The sequence below is a fragment of the Streptomyces sp. NPDC024632 genome (assembly GCF_055559175.1).
The window spans coordinates 108,538-127,228 of record NZ_JBVHLD010000011.1; the positions used below are offsets into that span (position 1 = coordinate 108,538).

Sequence of the window (18,691 nt, forward strand, 5' to 3'; positions counted from 1 at the left end):
GCGTAGCGGCGGACCAGCGGCTCTGTCTCGTGCCTGTAGCCGGTGTTGAACTGGGGCTGTCCGCAGCACATTTGTGCTCCTCCGCCACCCCCCCCCCCCCCCCCACCCCTCCCCCCCCCCCCCCCCCCCCCCCCCCCCCCCGCGCCGGTGTTCTCTGTGTCGGCCCGCTCAGCGAACCTGGTCCACGTCAACGAGGTCGACACGGACACCACGGCCGCCGAGGGCGCCCACGACGGTACGCAGCGCGCGGGCGGTACGGCCGTTGCGGCCGATCACCTTGCCGAGGTCGTCGGGGTGCACCCGGACCTCGAGCACGCTGCCGCGACGCAGGGTGCGCATACCCACGTGCACATCGTCAGGATTGTCGACGATGCCCTTCACGAGGTGCTCAAGGGCCTCCTCGAGCATGCTCAGGCCTCGGTCGACTCGGCCGCGGCCGGAGCCTCGGCGGTGTCATCGGCCTTCTTCTCGGACTTCTCGGACTTCTTCGCCTTCGGGGTGATCGCCTCACCCTTGGGCTCGTCCGCGCTGTCCTTGGCGGCGGCCTCGAAGAGGGCGCGCTTGTCGGCCTTCGGCTCGGCGACGAGCAGCGGTGCCGGGGCGTCGAGGCCCTTGTACTTCTGCCAGTCGCCGGTGAGCTTCAGGATGGCGAGCACGGGCTCGGTCGGCTGAGCGCCGACGGAGAGCCAGTACTGCGCGCGGTCCGAGTCGACCTCGATGCGCGAGGGGTTCTGCACCGGGTGGTACAGGCCGATCTCCTCGATGGCCCGGCCGTCACGGCGGGTACGGGAGTCGGCGACGACGATGCGGTAGTGAGGCGAACGGATCTTGCCCAGACGCTTCAGCTTGATCTTGACTGCCACGGGAGTGGGTTCTCCTGGAATTGACGTGTTTGGGCACGGCGGACTTCCACGTGGGGTTGTGGGAGTCGTCGCGCCCGGTGGACGCGTCAGCCGAAGGAGAGAGGGTTCCTGCACGGCTGTCGAGTTCTCGACTGGACATTCTGCCACACTCAGCCGACCCCGACGACCTCCGGGATCCGGAACGGCTGCCCGCAGGCCCCGCACATGATGGGCGCCTGGGCCAGCACCGACGGGACGACCCGGACATTGCGCCCGCAGTCGCACACGGCCTTGACCCGTACCCCGCCGCCCGACGAGCCGTGCCTGGCGGCCGGCCCGCGGAAGGAGCGTGCGGTGTCGGCGGTGGTGGCCACGGTGTGCGCCTTGAGGGCGCGCTGCAGCCGGTCGATGGTGACCCGGTAACGCTTCCGGGTGTCCGGGCGCATCACCACGAGGGAGAAGCCGCTGCTCGGGTGCGGCTCCTCCGCGTGATCGAGGCCCATTTCGTCGGCGATGGCCAGGAATCGGCGGTTGTGGTAGCGGCCGGCACGCGAGGTGTCACGGATTCCGCGGGCAGCGGCGATCCCGTGCACGGCCTCGTGCAGCAGCCTTTCGAAGGAGAGCTCGTTGCCGCAGGCGGACGACGACTCTCCGATCAGGGACTCGGGCGCGGCCAGGTCGGGCAGCTCGGAATGGTGCCGTTGAATATCGGCCCAGGCGACTGCCAGCTCGGCGGCGAGAACAGGTGGTGTCGTGCTCACGCCGTGACAACGAGCCGGGCGCTCCCGGTGTTCCGATACCGGGCTACCGTAAATAATTTGCACTGATCGGTCAGTTCCGGATGATGCGCATGACGAAGGGCGGGTGTGCAGGTCTGTGGAGAACCCGCGCACCCGCCCCATCGACGGACGATTCACATATAACGCACGCCGCTTTTCGGTCAGCGGACGCGAGCGGCCTCAGTAGGCGCGCGCGACGATCGCCAGCGTGCCCGGGGTGTCATCGGCATCCGGCACCGAACCGTCGGGCGCGACCAGGCAGCGTACGGAAACGCCCTGCTCAGCCAGCTTGGCCTCGCCCTCGGGACCGAGGTCGGCCCAGGGGATGCGGGCCCAGCCGGTGGCGGCGGCCTCGGCGGCCTCCTCGATCGTCGTGACGTCCACGGTGCGGGACGTCCGGCGCTCGCGGGACTCGCGCAGCAGCGTCGCCTGGTCCTCTTCGAGCACCTTGGGCAGCAGGTCGGCCAGGGTGTCGATCGCGACCGGCTCCTTGCCGCCGGGAATCCGGCGGGCCAGCATCGCGGTGCCCGCCTCCAGGTCGCGCGGCCCGATCTCGACGCGGACGGGCACGCCCTTCAGCTCCCAGTCGACCGCGCGGCGGCCGAAGGGGGTGTCGGTGCGGTCGTCCACGTGCACGCGCAGCCCGGCCGCGCGCAGCGTCTCGCCGATCTCGCGCACCTTGGCGACGACCGCCTCGTCGCCCTTGATCGCCAGCACCACGACCTGGGTCTGCGCGAGCCTCGGCGGCACCCGCAGCCCGTTGTCGTCGCCGTGCGTCATCACCAGGGCGCCGATCATCCGCGTCGTGCTGCCCCAGGACGTCTGCCAGACGTGCTCCTGCGTGCCGTCCTTCGACAGGTACTGCGTGTGGAACGCCTTGGCGAAGTTCTGCCCCAGCTCGTGGCTGGTGCCGAGCTGGAGCGCCTTGCCGTCGCCCATCATCCCTTCCAGGGTGAGGGTGTTGATCGCGCCCGCGAACCGCTCCTTGGCGGTCTTGCGGCCGAGGACGACGTCCATCGCCAGCACGTTCTCCATGAAGTCCGCGTAGACGTCCTTCTGGATCCGGGCGGCGTAGGCGCGCGCGTCCTCGTACGTGGCGTGGGCGGTGTGGCCCTCCTGCCAGAGGAATTCGGTGGTGCGCAGGAACAGCCGCGGGCGCAGCTCCCAACGGACCACGTTCGCCCACTGGTTGATCAGCAGCGGCAGGTCGCGGTAGCTCTGCACCCACTTGGAGAAGTACTCGTTGATGATCGTCTCGGACGTGGGCCGGACGACGATCGGCTCTTCCAGCTCCTTGCCGCCGGCGTGCGTCACGACCGCGAGCTCGGGCGCGAAGCCCTCGACGTGCTCGGCCTCGCGCGTCAGGTACGACTGCGGGATGAAGAGCGGGAAGTACGCGTTCTGCGCGCCCGCTTCCTTGATCCGCGCGTCCATGTCCTGCTGCATCCGCTCCCACAGGCCGTAGCCGTAAGGCCGGATGACCATGGTGCCGCGCACCGGGCCGTTGTCGGCCAACTCGGCCTTGCTGATCAGGTCCTGGTACCAGCGCGGGAAATCGTCCGCCTGGGGGGTGAGAACGGGAGCCTTTGCCATGACGCAGATGTTACGGCCCCGCTCGCCCCGAGCGTGAATCGGTCCGGTCGGCCCCGGGACCGGTGCGGCGCCTGGGCGGGTAGTTCCAAAAATGGGCACTCCGGACCCTGGACGGCGTCGGGATTCAGCAGTTGTCTGGCTTTCGGGGACGCAAGCGGCAGGTACGGCACCACGGGGGCAAAACGACGGCGCACATCTGATTGGGGCGGTCGATGGCTTCTACGCTCTATCGCGGAACCAGGTCCGACGCGGAGAGCAGGGCGCGGGACTGGGCGGAGATCCAGGAAAGGATGCTCGTCCCGCTGTACGAGAGCGTGTACGACCGGCTGGAGGTCGGCGCGGACACCCGGTTACTGGGCCTCGGCTGCGGCGCGGGGCTCGCGCTGCTGCTGGCGGCGGACCGGGGCGCGGCCGTCACCGGCTTCGAGACGGACGAGCAGCGGCTGGCGCTGGCCCGCGAGCGGCTGCTTCCCGCGCATCCCTGGGGCGCACCGGCGCGCGCCCGGGGCAGGACGCGGCTGACGGCGGGTGTTCCGCACCGGCTCACCGGCGGCTTCGACCTGGTCACGGCCTTCGACCCGGCGGCTCCCGCGGCCGAGTTGTTGCCGTCGCTGTGCGCCGCCGCGGCCACGGCGGACCCCGACACCGCGATCGTCCTGGCGGGCTGGGGTCCGCCCGAGCGGTGCGCGACCTCGCGGGTCCTGCGGGTGGCGACCCGGCTGGCGGAGCCGCGCGGGCCCGCCGCCCGGGAGGTACGGCTCAGCGGCCGGGACGACCTGGAGAATCTGGCGCTCGCCGCGGGGCTGCGCCCTGACGGCTCGGGGCGGGTGTCCTGCCCCTTCGGCTACCCGGATCTGCCGAGCGCGGTGCGCGGTCTGCTCTCCACCGGGCTCTTCGACGCGGCGGTCGAGGCCACCGACCGGCAGCAGGTCGACAAGGAGATCGCCGAGGCGCTGCACCCGTACCGGCGGCCGGACGGCTCGGTGCGGATGGAGAACGTCTTCCGGTATCTGATCGTCCGCACGCCGGACGCGGGTGATCCCGGCGCAGACCGGCCCGGCGGGCAGGCCGCGCGGAGGCGGGCGTAGGCGGGCGTAGGTAAAATCTTGCCCCGCTCCGATAACGGGTCCGCGTCCGAACCCGCGCCGACGTCGTATACGAAGCGGCGCACGCGGTCCGGCCGGCCCACCCGCCGAAACCTCGCGGGGCCGTAGGAATCCGATGGTCCGCGGGCATCCGGTGGCCCGCGCAGAACCAGGCGGTCCGCGGAAATTCGGTGGCTCGCGCAGAACCAGGCGGTCCGCGGAAATTCGGTGGCCCGCCCCGCCGCGCGTCGGACAGGGTCGGCGGCATGCCCGACACTCCCCCGCCGCTCCCGGCCGCCGCCCCGACCACCGTCCGCCTGACGAAGGCCGGCCGCGAGAAGCGCCGCTATCCCGCGACCGTGCTGCACGACGACGGCGTACGCGTGACCGTACGCGCCGACTGGGCGGCGCCCGAGGCCAGGGACTTCGGCTTCGTCCGCTTCGAGCCCGGCGACGTGTTCACCGAGACCTACTGGCGCGACCGCTGGTACGCCGTGAAGGAGGTGCGCGACGGGCGCGGCTGCCTCAAGGGCTGGTACTGCGACATCGCCAGGCCCGCGCTCGTGGCCTCCGACGGCCTCACCGTCGAGGATCTGGACCTCGACCTGTGGGTGTCCGCCGACGGCACGGCCGTACTGCGCCTGGACGAGGACGAGTTCGCGGCGAGCGGCCTGCCGGGCACCGACCCCGAGGCCGCGGGGCGGGCCGTGCGCGCGCTGGACGAACTGGAGGCGCTGGCACGGGCCGGAGGGCTGCGCGGGCTGCTGGCCTGAGCGCCGGGCCCTGCGACCGCACCCCTACGGATACGGATACGGGTACGCGTACGGCGGCCGGTCGTCAGTCGGACGGCAGGCCCGGCCACTCCTCGGCGGTGAGCGCGAACCGCTCGTGGTCGCGCCACGCGTCGTTGATGAAGAGCATGCGCGGCGAGAAGCCCTCGTGGCGGAAACCGAGCCGCTTGGCCATCGCGACCGAACGGCTGTTGTCCGGCTGGACGTTGATCTCCAGGCGGTGCAGCCCGAGCCCGTTCGGATAGCTGGTGAAGCAGCGGTCCACCACCAGCCGCAGCCCCTCGCTCATCCGGCCGGTGCCGTTGTACGGCAGGTAACTGTCGTAGCCCAGCGCGGCGTTGCGGAAGCGGGCCCGCACGATGTTGGCGACATTGCACTTGCCGACCAGGCCGCCGTCCTCGTCGTTGACGATGAGGAAGGTCCGCAGCTCGCCGCCCTGCTGCCGCAGCAGCTCGTGGAAGCCGTCCGGGTCCACCGGATTCCACGGTCTGAGGTGTTCCGCCGAGCGCAGCACCGCCGCGCGGTGGGCTTCGGCGTCTGCGGGCCTGGGCTCTCGAATGGAAACGCGCATGCGCCCATCATCGCCTCCCGTACGGCGTGCGCGCCTCCGGGATGCGCACGCCGCCGGGTCCCGTCGCCGGGCTCAGCCCATGAACTTCTTGAACTCGTCGGGCAGTTCGAAGTTCTCGCCGCCCGGGGGCAGACCGAACGGGCTGTCGCCCTCCTGCCCCTGGCCCTGCTGCTCGCGGCGGGCGGCGGCAGCCGCGGCCTCCGCCTTGCGCTTCATCGGGTTGCCCGACTGCCGCTTGCCCTTGGCCTGCTTCTGCTGCTTCTTCTGCCGCCCCGGACCGCCGCCCATGCCGGGCATCCCCGGCATTCCGGGCATGCCGCCGCCCTGGGCCATCCGCGACATCATCTTGCGCGCCTCGAAGAACCGCTCCACCAGGCCCTTGACCGCGCTGACCTCGACGCCGGAGCCCTTGGCGATACGGGCGCGGCGCGAGCCGTTGATGATGTGCGGGTCCTGCCGCTCGCCGGGCGTCATCGACTTGATGATCGCGGCGGTGCGGTCGACGTCCTTCTCGTCCAGATTGTTGATCTGGTCCTTGATCTGGCCCATGCCCGGCAGCATGCCGAGCAGCTTGGAGATGGAGCCCATCTTGCGGACCTGCTCCATCTGGGCCAGGAAGTCGTCGAGCGTGAAGTCCTTGCCGCCCTTGCTGCTCTGCAGCTTGGCGGCCATCTTCTCGGCCTCGGCCTGGCTGAAGGTCTGCTCGGCCTTCTCGATCAGCGACAGCATGTCGCCCATGCCCAGGATCCGGGAGGCCATCCGGTCCGGGTGGAACGCGTCGAAGTCGTCCAGCTTCTCGCCGTTCGACGCGAACATGATCTGCTTGCCGGTGACGTGCGCGATCGACAGCGCGGCGCCGCCTCGGGCGTCGCCGTCCAGCTTGGACAGCACCACGCCGTCGAAGCCGACGCCGTCGCGGAACGCCTCCGCGGTGTTGACCGCGTCCTGGCCGATCATCGCGTCGACGACGAAGAGGATCTCGTCGGGGCGTACGGCGTCGCGGATGTCCGCGGCCTGCCGCATCAGCTCCTCGTCGACACCGAGGCGGCCCGCGGTGTCGATCACGACGATGTCGTACTGCTGGGTCTTCGCGAACTCGATGGAGTCCCCGGCGACCTTGACGGGGTCGCCCACCCCGTTGCCCGGCTCGGGCGCGTAGACGGCGACGCCCGCGCGCTCGGCGACGACGCTGAGCTGGTTGACGGCGTTGGGGCGCTGGAGGTCGCAGGCGACCAGCAGCGGGGTGTGTCCCTGGCCCTGGAGCCACTTGCCGAGCTTTCCTGCGAGCGTCGTCTTACCGGCGCCCTGGAGGCCCGCGAGCATGATCACGGTCGGCGGCTGCTTGGCGAACCTCAGGCGGCGGGTCTCGCCGCCGAGGATGCCGACCAGTTCCTCGTTGACGATCTTGACGATCTGCTGCGCGGGATTGAGCGCCTTGGAGACCTCCGCGCCCAGGGCGCGCTCCTTGACGTTCGCGATGAAGGAGCGCACCGCGGGGAGGGCGACGTCGGCTTCGAGCAGCGCGATCCGGATCTCGCGCGCGGTGGCATCGATATCCGCCTCGGACAGACGGCCTTTGCCCCGGAGGTTTTTGAAGGTTGCTGCAAGGCGGTCGGAGAGGGTATCGAACACGTCGGTCGTGGATCCTCGCGTCGGGGGTGGGCGGTGGTCGTCCTCAAGGGTACTTGGCCGACCCCCGTTCGGTTCGCCCCGGATTCATTGTCGCCGCCGCGACCGCGATTCATCGCCGCCGCCGCGACCGCCCCGTCACCGCAGCGCCTTCTCGACCTGGCGGGCCACCTCGGCCGCGCGGGCGGGCGGCAGCGGCTCGCCGTCCTTGCCGACCACGTAGAAGGCGTCGACCGCGTTCGCGCCCAGGGTGGAGATGCGCGCGGAGCGGACGGTGACGGCGGTGGCGGTCAGGGCGAGGCCGATGCGGTGCAGCAGGCCGGGGGCGTCGTGGGCGCGGACTTCGAGGACGGTGGCGGTCTGGGAGGTGCCGCCGGGGGCGACGCTGACGCGGGGCGGCGGCGGGGTGATGCCGCGCCGCCGCGGATAGGCGGCCTCCCGCTCGGCGAGCCTGGCCTCGATGTCCAGGGTGCCCTCGACGGCGCGGGCGAGGTCGGCGCGGAGCCTGGCGGCCTCGGGCAGCGCGCCGTACTCGGCGGAGACCCGCCAGGTCAGCAGCGCGATCGGGCCCTCGCCGAGGGGGTCGACGGCGCGCAGGTCGGCGGCCCTGACGGTGAGCCGGTGCAGGGCGAGGACGCCCGCGGCCTGGGCGACCAGGCCGGGCCGGTCGGGGACGGCGAGGACGAGTTCCACGCCCAGCGCCTCGTCCTGGGCGTCGCCCTCGGCCTCGGGCTCGGTGTGGGCGTGCAGCGCCAGCACCGGGCCGCCGGTGCGGGCGGCCTCGATGACCAGGCGTTCCTCCTCGGCGGTGGGCTCGCGGTCGGCGACCTGCGGCAGCGCGCCGCTGTCGAGCGCCCCGGCGACCCGGTCGACCAGGTCGGCCAGGAGCGAGGCCCGCCAGGTGCTCCAGGCGGCGGGCCCGGTGGCCAGCGCGTCGGCCTCGGTGAGGGCGGCGAGCAGTTCCAGCGTGGAGGTGTCCCGTACGGTCTCGGCGACCGACCGGATGGTCTCGGGGTCGTCGAGGTCGCGGCGGGTCGCGGTGTCGATGAGCAGCAGGTGGTGGCGGACCAGCAGGGCGAGGGTGTCGACGTCGGCCTCGTGGAAGCCGATCCGGGTGGCGACGTCGCGGGCGATGACCTCGCCCGCCTCGCTGTGGTCGCCGGGCCAGCCCTTGCCGATGTCGTGCAGCAGCGCGGCGGTCAGCAGCAGGTCGGGGCGGCCGACGCGGCGGGTCAGCTCTGCGGCCTGCACGGCGGTCTCCACCAGGTGCCGGTCGACGGTGAAGCGGTGTACGGCGTTGCGCTGCGGGCGGCAGCGGACCCGCTCCCAGTCGGGCAGGAGCCGGGTGATCAGCCCTTCGGCCTCCAGCGCCTCCCAGACCTGGACGGTGGACTCACCGGCGCCCAGCAGCGTCACGAGCTGTTCGCGGGCCTCACCCGGCCACGGCACGGGCAGCGGCTTGGCCGACGCGGCGAGCCTGCGGACGGCGTGCAGCGACAGCGGCAGCCCGGCCTGGGCCGCGGCCGCCGCGGCGCGCAGCGCCAGGACGGGGTCGCGGTCGGGTCTGGCGGCCAGCGCCAGCACGGCCTCGCCCTCCTGCTCCACGACGCCGTCGGCCAGCGGTACGCGCTCGGGGGTGTGGACGGCGGCGGGGGTCGTACGGCCGCGGCCGAGCAGTCCGCGGCGGCGGGGGCGCTGCTGGCGTGAGCGCAGGACGCGGCCGACCTCGCGCCAGGTGACGTCGGAGGCGTACGCGATCCGCCGGGCGGCCTCGTAGACCTGGCGCAGCAGCGCGTCGGCGTCGAGCAGGCCGAGCGCGTCGGCGACCTGGTCCTGCTCCTGGAGGGCGAGCCGGTCGGTGGCGCGGCCGGTGGCCAGGTGCAGGGCGTCGCGGGCGTCCAGCAGGGTGGTGCGGGCCTCTTCGAGGCCCTCGCGGGGCGCGTCGGCGAGCCAGGAGGCGGCGACGGCCCGCAGGGCGGTGGCGTCGCGCAGGCCGCCGCGGGCCTCCTTGAGGTCGGGTTCCAGCAGGTAGGACAGCTCGCCCTGGCGTGCGGCGCGCTCCTGGCACATCTCGTGCAGCGCGGGCAGCCGCTTGGGTGCCTGATTGCGCCAGTCGGCCAGGACGCTGCTGCGCAGGGCCGCGGTGAGCGCGGAGTCGCCCGCGATGTGCCGGGCGTCGAGCAGGCCGAGCTGGACCTTGAGGTCCTCCCCCGCGGTCTGCCGGGCCTCAGCCGGGGTGCGTACCGAGTGGTCCAGGGCCAGGCCGAGGTCCCAGACCGGGTACCAGATGCGGTCGGCGAGGGCCGCGACGGTCTTCTGCGAGTCGTGCAGCAGCACCAGGTCGAGGTCGCTGCGCGGTGACAGCTCGCCGCGCCCGTAGCCGCCGACGGCCAGCAGGGCGAAGCCTGTGGTGCCGGTGGCCGCCGCGGCCTCGGTGGCGAGCTGCGCGAGCCACTGGTCGGTGAGGGCGGCCAGGGCCGCACGGCGCGGCGGCCCGGACCGCGCCTCCTCGTTGAGGAGACGCAGCCGGGCCGCCGCGTAACTGCTGTCCTGCGCTTCGACGCTGTCGGTCACTCGTTCTCCACGCTGGGGGCCAATGGTGTGGTCCTGATGCCCCTCCCGGCGAACACCGCCGGTCACGGCACTAAAGCGCGTCGGGGCCGCGCTCGCCGGTGCGGACCCTGACGGCCGTGTCGACCGGCAGACTCCACACCTTGCCGTCACCGATCTTGCCGGTTCTGGCCGCTTTCACGATCACTTCGATGAGCTGTTCGGCGTCCGCGTCCTCCGCCAGTACCTCTATGCGGATCTTCGGCACCAGGTCGACGGTGTACTCCGCGCCCCGGTAGACCTCGGTGTGTCCACGCTGCCGACCGTAGCCGCTGGCCTCGGTGACCGTGAGGCCGTGGACGCCGAACGCCTGGAGTGCTTCCTTGATCTCGTCGAGCCGGTGGGGCTTCACGACGGCGGTGATGAGCTTCACGCGTCCACCTTCTTGCTGGAGGCGTCCGCCTCGCTGTTCGCACCGGGCACGGGGACGGAGGACCGGCCGCCGACACCCGCGAAGTCGTACGCGGTCTCGGCGTGCAGGACCTGGTCGACGCCGGTGACCTCTTCGTCGTCGGTGACCCGGAAGCCCATGGTGACATCGATGAGCTTGGCGAGGATCGCGGCGCACACCAGGGAGTAGCCGAGGACCGCGCCGACGCCGATGAACTGGAGGCCGAGCTGGTGCCAGCCGCCCCCGTAGAAGACGCCCTTGGCGGTCTGGCCGACGCCGCCGGTGGCGAAGAAGCCGATGAGCAGGGAGCCGACGATGCCGCCGACCATGTGGACGCCGACGACGTCGAGCGAGTCGTCGTAGTTGAAGCGGTACTTCAGGCCGACGGCCGCGGCGCAGGCGACACCGGCGATCAGACCGACGGCGATGGCGCCGAGCGGGGAGACCGAGCCGCAGGCCGGGGTGATGGCGACCAGACCGGAGACCGCGCCGGACGCGGCGCCCAGGGTGGTGAAGGAGCCGTGCCTGATCCGCTCGTAGATCAGCCAGCCGAGCATCGCGGCGGCGGTGGCGACCTGGGTGTTGGTGAAGGCCACGGCGGCGACGCCGTCGGAGCCGAGCCAGGAGCCCGCGTTGAAGCCGAACCAGCCGAACCACAGCAGGCCGCAGCCGAGCATGACCAGCGGGAGGCTGTGCGGGCGCATCGGGTCCTTCTTGAACCCGTTGCGCTTGCCGATCACGAGGATGACTCCGAGGGCCGCGGCGCCGGCGTTGATGTGCACCGCGGTACCACCGGCGAAGTCGATGACACCCTTCTTGAACAGCCAGCCGTCGGAGGCCCACACCCAGTGCGCGACCGGGAAGTAGACGACCGTGGCCCACAGGGTGATGAACAGCGCCCATGCGGTGAACTTGACGCGGTCGGCGAGGGCGCCGCTGATCAGCGCCGGGGTGATGATCGCGAACATGAGCTGGAAGACGGCGAAGACATAGACCGGGATGCCGTATCCGGGCCAGAGCTCCGAGATACCGATACCGCGCATGCCCAGCCAGTCGGTGCCGCCCATGAAGCCGCTACCGCTGTCGAAGGCGAAACTGAATCCGTACAGCGTCCAGAGAATGGTGATGATGCCCAGACTGATAAAACTCATCATCAACATGTTCAGGGCGCTCTTGACGCGCACCATGCCGCCGTAGAAGAAGGCGAGACCTGGGGTCATCACCATCACTAGGGCGGCGCTGATCAGCATGAACGCCGTACTTCCGGTATCGAGCTTGGGCGCATCCGCGGCCAGCGTGATGATGGCTGGTGCCATCGGCGTCTCCTCGTCATCCGAACGGCCCGTGCGGGCGGTGCAAGGGTTGGGCCGGTTTTCGCCAAGAGATTCGCTCAGGCGGGTTTCCGACGATGCCGCACGGTGTTTCGGCGCCGTGACGAAGAAGTCGCGCGTGTTACGTGAAGGTGAACCGGCCGTACGTGACCGGAAGGCTGTATACGCGTGTGACGTGGGATGGGATACGAAGCGGATACGGACCGGCCACGAGTCGGGGAAGCCGGTCGGATACCCGTCGGTATACGGGACGGCCGGGACAGGCGTGACAGTAATGCCGCGTTACGCGGAGGGCCGCGCCACAGCGGACGCGGCGGCGTTTACGCGGACGCGTTGACGTTCACGCGGACGCGGCGACTTCCGGGAGCTCCGCCGAGAGCCGGTCGGAGAGCGCGACGACCTCGGCGACATCGCCGTAGTCGCGTACCGCGGACTGGGTGGTCTTGCGGATACGGGTGTTGACGCGCTCGGAGCGGACCCGCTTGGCGACGGTGATGGCGTGCTCGGTGAAGTGCGCGGCCTGCTCGGGGTTCTGCTGGAGCAGGTGCACGGTGGCCATGCCCACCAGATTGAGCGCGTACGCGCGTTGGTGCACCGGGTCGTCGCTGAACAGCTCGACGGCGCGCTCCATGACGGGGTGCGCGAGGGAGGCGTACGTGGGGCTGCGGCCCGCGATGTAGGCGAGGTCGCGGTAGGAGTGCGCGTTTTCCGCGTTCAGTTCGGCCTCGTTGAAGAAGCTGATCCAGGACGGGTCCTCGGCCGGGCGGGAGTCGCTCCAGGTGTCCTCGGCCATCCGGACGGCGCGGTGGCACTTGTTGACCTGGCCCATGTTGGCGTACGCGCGGGCCTCCAGCGAGTGCAGCATCGCCTGGGTGGTGGCGGTGGCCGAATCCCGACTGCCGTACTGCGCGAGGTGGATGAGCTCCAGGGCGTCGTCCGGCCGGTCCAGGTGGATCATCTGACGGCTCATCGAGGACAGGATGAAGGCGCCGAGCGGCCGGTCGCCCGCTTCCTTGGCCGCGTGCAGCGCGAGGACCAGGTACTTCTGGGCGGTGGGCTGGAGTCCGACGTCGTAGCTCATCCATCCGGCGAGCGCGGCGAGGTCGGCGGTGATCCGGTACAGCCTGCGGGCCACGGCCTCGGGCTGCGGTTCCTGGAGCAGGTCGGTGACCTCGTGGAGCTGGCCGACGACGGCTTTGCGGCGCAGGCCGCCACCGCACTGATTGTCCCACTCGCGGAACATCACGGTGGTGGACTCCAGGAGCTGCAACTCCTGTTCCGACAGCCTTGAGGGGCGTCCCGCGGTGTCGCGGGGCGCGGTGAGCAGCGGTCCGTCGGCCCCCGATGGGCCCTGCGGGCCGCCCGCGGCGGAGCCGGTGGGCACCAGCCAGCGCTGCATGGGCTCGATGAGCGCGGGGCCCGCGGACAGCGCGAGCGAGGCGCCGAGGAAGCCGCGGCGGCCGAGCATCAGGTCGCTGCGGGAGAACTCGTTGATCAACTGGACGGTCTGCGGGCCCGCCCACGGCAGGTCGACGTCGCCGCCCGCGGCGGGCTGGTGCGCGGAGCGCAGCCCCAGGTCCTCGACGGGCACCACGCAGCCGAAGCGCTCGGAGAACAGCTCGGACAGGATGCGCGGGATGGGCTCGCGGGGCTGCTCGCCGTCGAGCCAGCGGCGCACGCGTGAGGTGTCGGTGCTGACGTGGTGGGCGCCCAACTGGCGTGCCCTGCGGTTCACCTGACGGGCCAGCTCGCCCTTGGACCAGCCGCTGCGCACGAACCAGGAGGTCAACTGCGCGTTGGGCTGCTTCTCTTGTGTGCCGCCCACGGTCAAGCCCCCATCCGAACTAGCTCAACCCTTTGGATACCAGGGCTGGTTGAGTCCTGTCGACACCGCACGCACCGCCGTAGGCATGCCTGCGGCACAACCGAGCAGGCGTGCGGACGGCCCTCGTCGGCCTACGAACCGAAAGTAATCCTACGATCACCCGTCCGCGACCGTTGTTGCGGAAACGCCACCATTCGCCACCCCTTCGAATGAACTCGACTATGGCGACAGGCGATTCACTTGACACATGCCGGTCGGACGAGGTCAGGCGGGTGCGTAACCATCGGGCGCGGCGATCCGTTGGAGGTGTCATGGTGTTCACGATCGGCAGCATGCGGGAGATCCGGCAGCAGCGGACCGGAGGGCGGTCCGGGGTTCGGCCCGGCGCGCGCCGGCGAACGCGCGCCGCCGTGTGCACCACTGTCGCGGAGTACACGGGGTTGTGCGGCTGGGCCGTGGTGCCCGGCGCGCGGGCCTCGCGCGGCGGCGGTTCGTGCTCGTGCGGCGCGGACGACTGCAAGGAGCCGGGCGCGCATCCGCTGCCCTTCGCCGACGAGATCCCTGCGGGCACCACGCTTGAGCGGGCCGCCCATGCCTGGTCACAGGTGCCGGGGGCCGCGGTGCTGCTGCCCGCGGGGCGGACCTTCGACGTGCTCGACGTGGCCGAGGCGTCCGGGCGCCGGGCGCTGGTACGGCTGGAGCGGATGGGACTGCGGCTCGGTCCGGTCCTGCTGACGCCGACGGGGCGCGCGCAGTTCTTCGTCGCGCCGGGCGCCGCCGCCGAGCTGCCGCACCTGCTCTACCGGATGGGCTGGGACGACGCGCGCCTCGACCTGCGCTGCCTGGGCCCCGGCGACCACGTGACGGCTCCCCCGTCCGACCTCGGCGGCCACGGCCCGGTCCGCTGGCTGCGCGAGCCGGTCCTCGACTCGGCCGCCCAGCCCCCCGAGGCCCGCCTCCTGCTCGGCACTCTGGCGTACGTCAGCCACCGCGACAGCGCCTTCGCCTGAGCCCTGCCGTCCCGCTCGGCGCTTGCCGCTCGCTCCTCGCCGCCTGCCGCCTGCCGCCTGCCGCCTGCCGTACACAACCAGGTACGAGTAAGGGACGCCCACCTGGGTGAGCGCCCCTTACCGCAGCCGTACGACGGGCCCTAGTCCCCGATGAGCGCGTCCACGAAGGCGCCCGGCTCGAACGGGGCCAGGTCGTCGGCGCCCTCGCCGAGGCCGATGAGCTTGACCGGGACGCCCAGCTCGCGCTGGACGGCGACGACGATGCCGCCCTTGGCGGTGCCGTCGAGCTTGGTGAGGACGATGCCGGTGATGTCGACGACCTCGGCGAAGACGCGGGCCTGGACGAGGCCGTTCTGGCCGGTGGTGGCGTCGAGGACGAGCAGCACCTCGTCGACCGGGCCGTGCTTCTCCACGACGCGCTTGACCTTGCCCAGTTCGTCCATCAGGCCGGTCTTGGTGTGCAGGCGGCCCGCGGTGTCGATGAGCACCGCGTCGGCGCCCTCGGCGATGCCTTCCTTGACCGCGTCGAAGGCGATGGAGGCGGGGTCGCCGCCCTCGGGGCCGCGTACCGTACGCGCCCCGACGCGCTCGCCCCAGGTCTGGAGCTGGTCGGCGGCGGCGGCGCGGAAGGTGTCGGCCGCGCCGAGCACGACGCTGTGGCCGTCGGCGACCAGCACGCGGGCGAGCTTGCCCGTGGTGGTGGTCTTGCCGGTGCCGTTGACGCCGACGACCATCAGGACGGCCGGGGACGTCTCGTGGCTCTCGGTGTGCAGGGTGCGGTCCAGCTCCGGGTCGAGGAGCGTGATCAGCTCCTCACGGAGCAGCCCGCGCAGCTCGTCCGGGGTCCGGGTGCCGAGCACCCGCACGCGGGTGCGCAGCCGCTCCACCAGTTCCTGGGTGGGCGCGACGCCGACGTCCGCGGTGAGCAGGATCTCCTCGATCTCCTCCCACGTGTCCTCGTCGAGGCGTTCGCGGGAGAGCAGCGTGAGCAGCCCCTTGCCCAGCGAGTTCTGCGAGCGCGACAGGCGTGAGCGCAGCCGGACGAGGCGTCCCGCCGTGGGCTCCGGCTGTTCGAGCACCGGCGCCTGGGGGACCTGCACCTCCTCCACCGCGTCGGGCGCGGCGGTCGCGCCGGGCAGGGCGACCTCTTCGATGGTCCTGCGGGGCTCCTCCCGCGGGGCCTCGGCCTCGTCACCGACGTGCGGTTCCGCGGGAGGCGCGGTGACGGACGGGCTGCTCGGCGGCGTCGGCGGGAGCTGCCGCTTCTTGCGGCGGCTGCCGACGACCAGTCCACCGGCGCCGAGGATCACGACCAGGGCGATGACTACGGCAAGGACGACGATTTCCATGGTTTCTTTCGGAGCCTTTCACCAGGTCAGGGCGTGTGCATGCTAGCCCACCGACGCTCGGGACCACCGAGGCGTCACGGCTCGGTCAGGCACACGCGCACGTCAACCGTACGGGAAACCCCTCGCCCGCCCAGGACCCGCGCCCGTATCCGCGCCGCGCGGGCCGCGCGCGGGCGCCGAGCGAGCGGCGAGCGGGCGGCGAGCGGGCGGCGGACCGCGGCCTTCCCGGCCCGCCCCAGCCGTCCCCGGACCGTCGCGGCCCTGTGAATCTGACGCTGCGTCAGCTAATCTCCGGTCGCCCGCATCCGGCGAAGGGGGCCGTCCGCCATGACCGTGACCGTCGTGCGCATGAATCTGATCGATCCGGGGGCCGAGCCGAAGGCACTCGGCGCACGGTACCGGGCTGCCCTGGAGATGGCCAGGTACGCCGACGAGCACGGCGTCACCACCGTGCAGACCGAGGAGCACCACGGCGCGGAGAACAACTGGCTCTCGGCGCCGCTGGCCTTCGCGGGAGCGGTGCTCGGCGCCACCAGCCGGATCTCGGTGACGGTGTCCGCGCTGATCGGGCCGCTGCACGACCCGCTGCGGCTGGCGGAGGACCTGGCCGTACTGGACCTGGTCAGCGGCGGGCGGCTGGTCACGGTGGCCGGGATCGGCTACCGCCCGGAGGAGTACGCGGCCTTCGGCCAGGACTGGCACCGGCGCGGCGCCCTCCAGGACGAGGTGCTCGACACGCTGATCGCGGCCTGGACGGGCGAGCCCTTCGACTACCGCGGCCGGACCGTACGCGTCACGCCCCGTCCGTACTCCCGGCCGCATCCGCCGCTGCTGATCGGCGGCAGCTCACGGGCCGCGGCCCGCAGGGCGGCCCGGCTCGGCCTGCCGTTCTTCCCCAGCGCGCACCTGCCGGAGCTGGCGGCGTACTACGAGGAGCGGCTGGCCGCGTACGGCACGGAGGGCTGGTGCCTGATGCCCCCTGCCGACGTGCCGCTGCTGCACATCGCGGAGGACCCGGACCGGGCCTGGGCCGAGTACGGCGGGCACCTGCTGCACGAGGCGCGCACCTACGCGTCCTGGCAGTCGGGCGACATCCACTCGGCGGTCCGCTCGGCCGCGTCGGGCGTGGCGGAACTGCGCGCGGAGGGCGTCTACCGGATCGTCACACCGGCGCAGTGCGTCGCCCTCGCCGAGGCGGGCGGTGACCAGGCGAGCCTGGTGCTGCACCCGCTGTGCGGGGGCATGCCCGTCGACGAGGGCTGGCGGAGCCTGCGGCTGCTCGCGGAGCAGGTGCTCCCCAAGCTCGCCGCGTAGCCTCCGGGGCCCGCGGCCCAACACCCGGCACTCGGCACTCGGCACTCGGCACTCGGCACTCGGCACTCGGCACTCGGCACTCGGCACTCGGCACTCGGCGAGCTTGGCGCCCGGCTATCCCATCTCCTCCAGCGTCTTGCCCTTCGTCTCCTTCACGAACACCAGCACGAACGGGATGGAGAGCGTCGCGAAGCACGCGTAGATGACGTACGTGCCCGACAGATTCCAGTCCGCCAGGCTCGGGAAGCTCGCGGTGATGGCCCAGTTGGCGATCCACTGCGCGGAGGCGGCGACGCCGAGGGCCGCGGCCCGGATCTTGTTGGGGAACATCTCGCCGAGGAAGACCCAGACGATGACGCCCCACGACAGGGCGAAGAAGAGCACGAAGCAGTGGGCGGCGATCAGGGCGACCGTGCCCTCGGTGTTCGGCAGGGTGGCACCGGACTTGGACGAGAAGGCCCACGCCTCCAGGGCGAGCGCGACGGCCATGCCGGTGGAGCCGATCAGCGCCAGCGGCTTGCGGCCGATCCGGTCCACGAAGATCATCGCGATCACCGTGCCGATGATGTTCACGATCGACGTGGTGAAGGAGTAGAAGAACGAGCTGCTGGGGTTGATGCCGACCGACTGCCAGAGCGTGGACGAGTAGTAGAAGGCCACGTTGATGCCGACGAGCTGCTGGAAGACCGACAGGCCGATACCGATCCAGACGATCGGCAGGAAACCGCCGCGGGAGCCGAGCAGGTCCTTGAAGGTCGACTTGTGCTCGCGCCGCATGGCGGTCTCGATCTCGGCGACACGGGCGTCCAGGTCGGTGTCCGAGCCCTCGACATCGGCGAGTACGGCCTTGGCGTCCTGCTCGCGCCCCACGGAGATCAGGAAGCGCGGCGATTCGGGGATCGCGAACGACAGCAGCCCGTAGACCACCGCGGGGATGACCATCACACCGAGCATGACCTGCCACGCCTCCAGGCCGACGATGTGGCCGCGCTGGTCGCCGTGGGCGCCCTTGAGGATGGCGTAGTTGACGAGCTGTGAGACCGCGATGCCGAGCACGATGGCGGCCTGCTGGAACGAGGCGAGCCTGCCGCGGTAGGCGGGCGGCGAGACCTCGGCGATGTAGGCCGGGCCGATGACCGAGGCCATGCCGATCGCGAAGCCGCCGATGATCCGCCACAGGGCCAGGTCCCACAGCGCGAAGGGCAGTGCCGAGCCGACGGCGCTGACGGTGAACATCACCGCGGCGATCTGCATGCAGCGGATACGGCCGATCCGGTCGGCGATCCGGCCCGCGGTCGCGGCGCCGATGGCACAGCCGATCAGGGCGATGGCGATGACCTGGGCGAGCGTGCCGGAGCCGATGTTGTACTTGTCACGGATGGCCTCGACGGCGCCGTTGATGACGGAGCTGTCGTAGCCGAAGAGAAAGCCGCCCATGGCGGCGGCGGCCGTGATGAAGATGATGTGGCCGATGTGCTCCGGCAGCGGGTTGTGATCTGCCGAGGCGGAGGCTCGTGCGGTGCTGGTCAAGATGGCTCCTCGGGCTCGGCGGTGAGCCCTCACATGAGGGT

At 71.6% G+C, this 18,691-nt stretch carries 16 protein-coding genes; 4 read left to right on the forward strand and 12 right to left on the reverse strand.

Going from position 1 to position 18,691, the window contains the following annotated elements:
* Positions 1 to 168: 168 nt before the first annotated feature.
* The 4 genes from ACZ37P_RS23335 to proS form a co-directional block, all read right to left on the reverse strand.
* Positions 169 to 408: an RNA-binding protein gene (locus tag ACZ37P_RS23335; RefSeq protein WP_355346386.1), complete on the reverse strand. Its 240-nt coding sequence runs from the start codon at positions 406 to 408 to the stop codon at positions 169 to 171.
* Positions 409 to 410: 2 nt separating this feature from the next.
* Positions 411 to 863, reverse strand: a complete 453-nt coding sequence (gene rpsP, locus ACZ37P_RS23340) for a 30S ribosomal protein S16 (RefSeq protein ID WP_355346383.1) — start codon at positions 861 to 863, stop codon at positions 411 to 413.
* Positions 864 to 1,012: 149 nt separating this feature from the next.
* Positions 1,013 to 1,603, reverse strand: a complete 591-nt coding sequence (locus tag ACZ37P_RS23345) for a hypothetical protein (RefSeq protein WP_467348450.1) — start codon at positions 1,601 to 1,603, stop codon at positions 1,013 to 1,015.
* Positions 1,604 to 1,801: 198 nt separating this feature from the next.
* Positions 1,802 to 3,214: a proline--tRNA ligase gene (proS, locus tag ACZ37P_RS23350; protein WP_355346380.1), complete on the reverse strand. Its 1,413-nt coding sequence runs from the start codon at positions 3,212 to 3,214 to the stop codon at positions 1,802 to 1,804.
* A gap of 212 nt (positions 3,215 to 3,426) precedes the next feature.
* Here proS and ACZ37P_RS23355 point away from each other — a divergent pair, with 212 nt between their 5' ends.
* Together ACZ37P_RS23355 and ACZ37P_RS23360 are read left to right on the forward strand one after the other, a co-directional pair.
* Complete coding sequence (locus tag ACZ37P_RS23355; protein WP_467348451.1) at positions 3,427 to 4,302, forward strand: SAM-dependent methyltransferase; 876 nt, start codon at positions 3,427 to 3,429, stop codon at positions 4,300 to 4,302.
* A gap of 263 nt (positions 4,303 to 4,565) precedes the next feature.
* Entirely contained in the window at positions 4,566 to 5,072 is a 507-nt protein-coding gene (locus tag ACZ37P_RS23360) for a ribonuclease FAU-1 family protein (protein ID WP_467348453.1), read from the forward strand.
* Between the two features lie 64 nt (positions 5,073 to 5,136).
* On the opposite strand, the gene ACZ37P_RS23365 is transcribed toward ACZ37P_RS23360, so the two are convergent.
* From ACZ37P_RS23365 to nsdA, 6 genes are all read right to left on the reverse strand, one after another.
* Entirely contained in the window at positions 5,137 to 5,661 is a 525-nt protein-coding gene (locus tag ACZ37P_RS23365) for a GNAT family N-acetyltransferase (protein ID WP_391161455.1), read from the reverse strand.
* Between the two features lie 72 nt (positions 5,662 to 5,733).
* Positions 5,734 to 7,293: a signal recognition particle protein gene (gene ffh, locus ACZ37P_RS23370; protein WP_391050350.1), complete on the reverse strand. Its 1,560-nt coding sequence runs from the start codon at positions 7,291 to 7,293 to the stop codon at positions 5,734 to 5,736.
* A gap of 135 nt (positions 7,294 to 7,428) precedes the next feature.
* Positions 7,429 to 9,864 carry a [protein-PII] uridylyltransferase gene (locus ACZ37P_RS23375; RefSeq protein WP_467348456.1) on the reverse strand — a complete coding sequence of 812 codons (2,436 nt, stop codon included), beginning with the start codon at positions 9,862 to 9,864 and terminating at the stop codon, positions 7,429 to 7,431.
* 70 nt (positions 9,865 to 9,934) lie between these two features.
* On the reverse strand, positions 9,935 to 10,273 hold the full coding sequence (locus tag ACZ37P_RS23380; RefSeq protein WP_355346362.1) for a P-II family nitrogen regulator: 339 nt from the start codon (positions 10,271 to 10,273) through the stop codon (positions 9,935 to 9,937).
* Positions 10,270 to 11,607, reverse strand: coding sequence for an ammonium transporter (locus ACZ37P_RS23385; RefSeq protein WP_391050352.1), 1,338 nt, complete (start codon positions 11,605 to 11,607; stop codon positions 10,270 to 10,272). Before ACZ37P_RS23385 ends, ACZ37P_RS23380 begins: the two co-directional genes overlap by 4 nt.
* A 355-nt stretch (positions 11,608 to 11,962) precedes the next feature.
* Positions 11,963 to 13,447 carry a transcriptional repressor NsdA gene (gene nsdA / locus ACZ37P_RS23390; RefSeq protein ID WP_355346356.1) on the reverse strand — a complete coding sequence of 495 codons (1,485 nt, stop codon included), beginning with the start codon at positions 13,445 to 13,447 and terminating at the stop codon, positions 11,963 to 11,965.
* A 311-nt stretch (positions 13,448 to 13,758) separates the two neighbouring features.
* On the opposite strand from nsdA, the gene ACZ37P_RS23395 reads away from it, so the two are divergent.
* Positions 13,759 to 14,457, forward strand: a complete 699-nt coding sequence (locus ACZ37P_RS23395) for a bifunctional DNA primase/polymerase (protein ID WP_391050354.1) — start codon at positions 13,759 to 13,761, stop codon at positions 14,455 to 14,457.
* Positions 14,458 to 14,597: 140 nt separating this feature from the next.
* Here ACZ37P_RS23395 and ftsY read toward each other — a convergent pair whose 3' ends face one another.
* Positions 14,598 to 15,806, reverse strand: a complete 1,209-nt coding sequence (ftsY, locus tag ACZ37P_RS23400) for a signal recognition particle-docking protein FtsY (protein WP_391050355.1) — start codon at positions 15,804 to 15,806, stop codon at positions 14,598 to 14,600.
* A gap of 327 nt (positions 15,807 to 16,133) precedes the next feature.
* On the opposite strand from ftsY, the gene ACZ37P_RS23405 reads away from it, so the two are divergent.
* Positions 16,134 to 17,120 (forward strand): LLM class flavin-dependent oxidoreductase, encoded by a 987-nt coding sequence (locus ACZ37P_RS23405; RefSeq protein WP_188281234.1) that lies wholly within the window; start codon positions 16,134 to 16,136, stop codon positions 17,118 to 17,120.
* Between the two features lie 114 nt (positions 17,121 to 17,234).
* On the opposite strand, the gene ACZ37P_RS23410 is transcribed toward ACZ37P_RS23405, so the two are convergent.
* Positions 17,235 to 18,650, reverse strand: coding sequence for a sugar porter family MFS transporter (locus ACZ37P_RS23410; protein ID WP_355346347.1), 1,416 nt, complete (start codon positions 18,648 to 18,650; stop codon positions 17,235 to 17,237).
* Positions 18,651 to 18,691 lie beyond the last annotated feature (41 nt).

Excerpts from the sequence above, each read along its gene's own strand:
- ftsY (WP_391050355.1), bottom strand. The coding sequence starts at position 15,806 with ATGGAAATCGTCGTCCTTGCCGTAGTCATCGCCCTGGTCGTGATCCTC.
- ACZ37P_RS23355 (WP_467348451.1), top strand. The coding sequence starts at position 3,427 with ATGGCTTCTACGCTCTATCGCGGAACCAGGTCCGACGCGGAGAGCAGG.
- ACZ37P_RS23335 (WP_355346386.1), bottom strand. The coding sequence starts at position 408 with ATGCTCGAGGAGGCCCTTGAGCACCTCGTGAAGGGCATCGTCGACAAT.
- ACZ37P_RS23385 (WP_391050352.1), bottom strand. The coding sequence starts at position 11,607 with ATGGCACCAGCCATCATCACGCTGGCCGCGGATGCGCCCAAGCTCGAT.
- ACZ37P_RS23405 (WP_188281234.1), top strand. The coding sequence starts at position 16,134 with ATGACCGTGACCGTCGTGCGCATGAATCTGATCGATCCGGGGGCCGAG.
- ACZ37P_RS23365 (WP_391161455.1), bottom strand. The coding sequence starts at position 5,661 with ATGCGCGTTTCCATTCGAGAGCCCAGGCCCGCAGACGCCGAAGCCCAC.
- ACZ37P_RS23395 (WP_391050354.1), top strand. The coding sequence starts at position 13,759 with ATGGTGTTCACGATCGGCAGCATGCGGGAGATCCGGCAGCAGCGGACC.
- ACZ37P_RS23360 (WP_467348453.1), top strand. The coding sequence starts at position 4,566 with ATGCCCGACACTCCCCCGCCGCTCCCGGCCGCCGCCCCGACCACCGTC.
- proS (WP_355346380.1), bottom strand. The coding sequence starts at position 3,214 with ATGGCAAAGGCTCCCGTTCTCACCCCCCAGGCGGACGATTTCCCGCGC.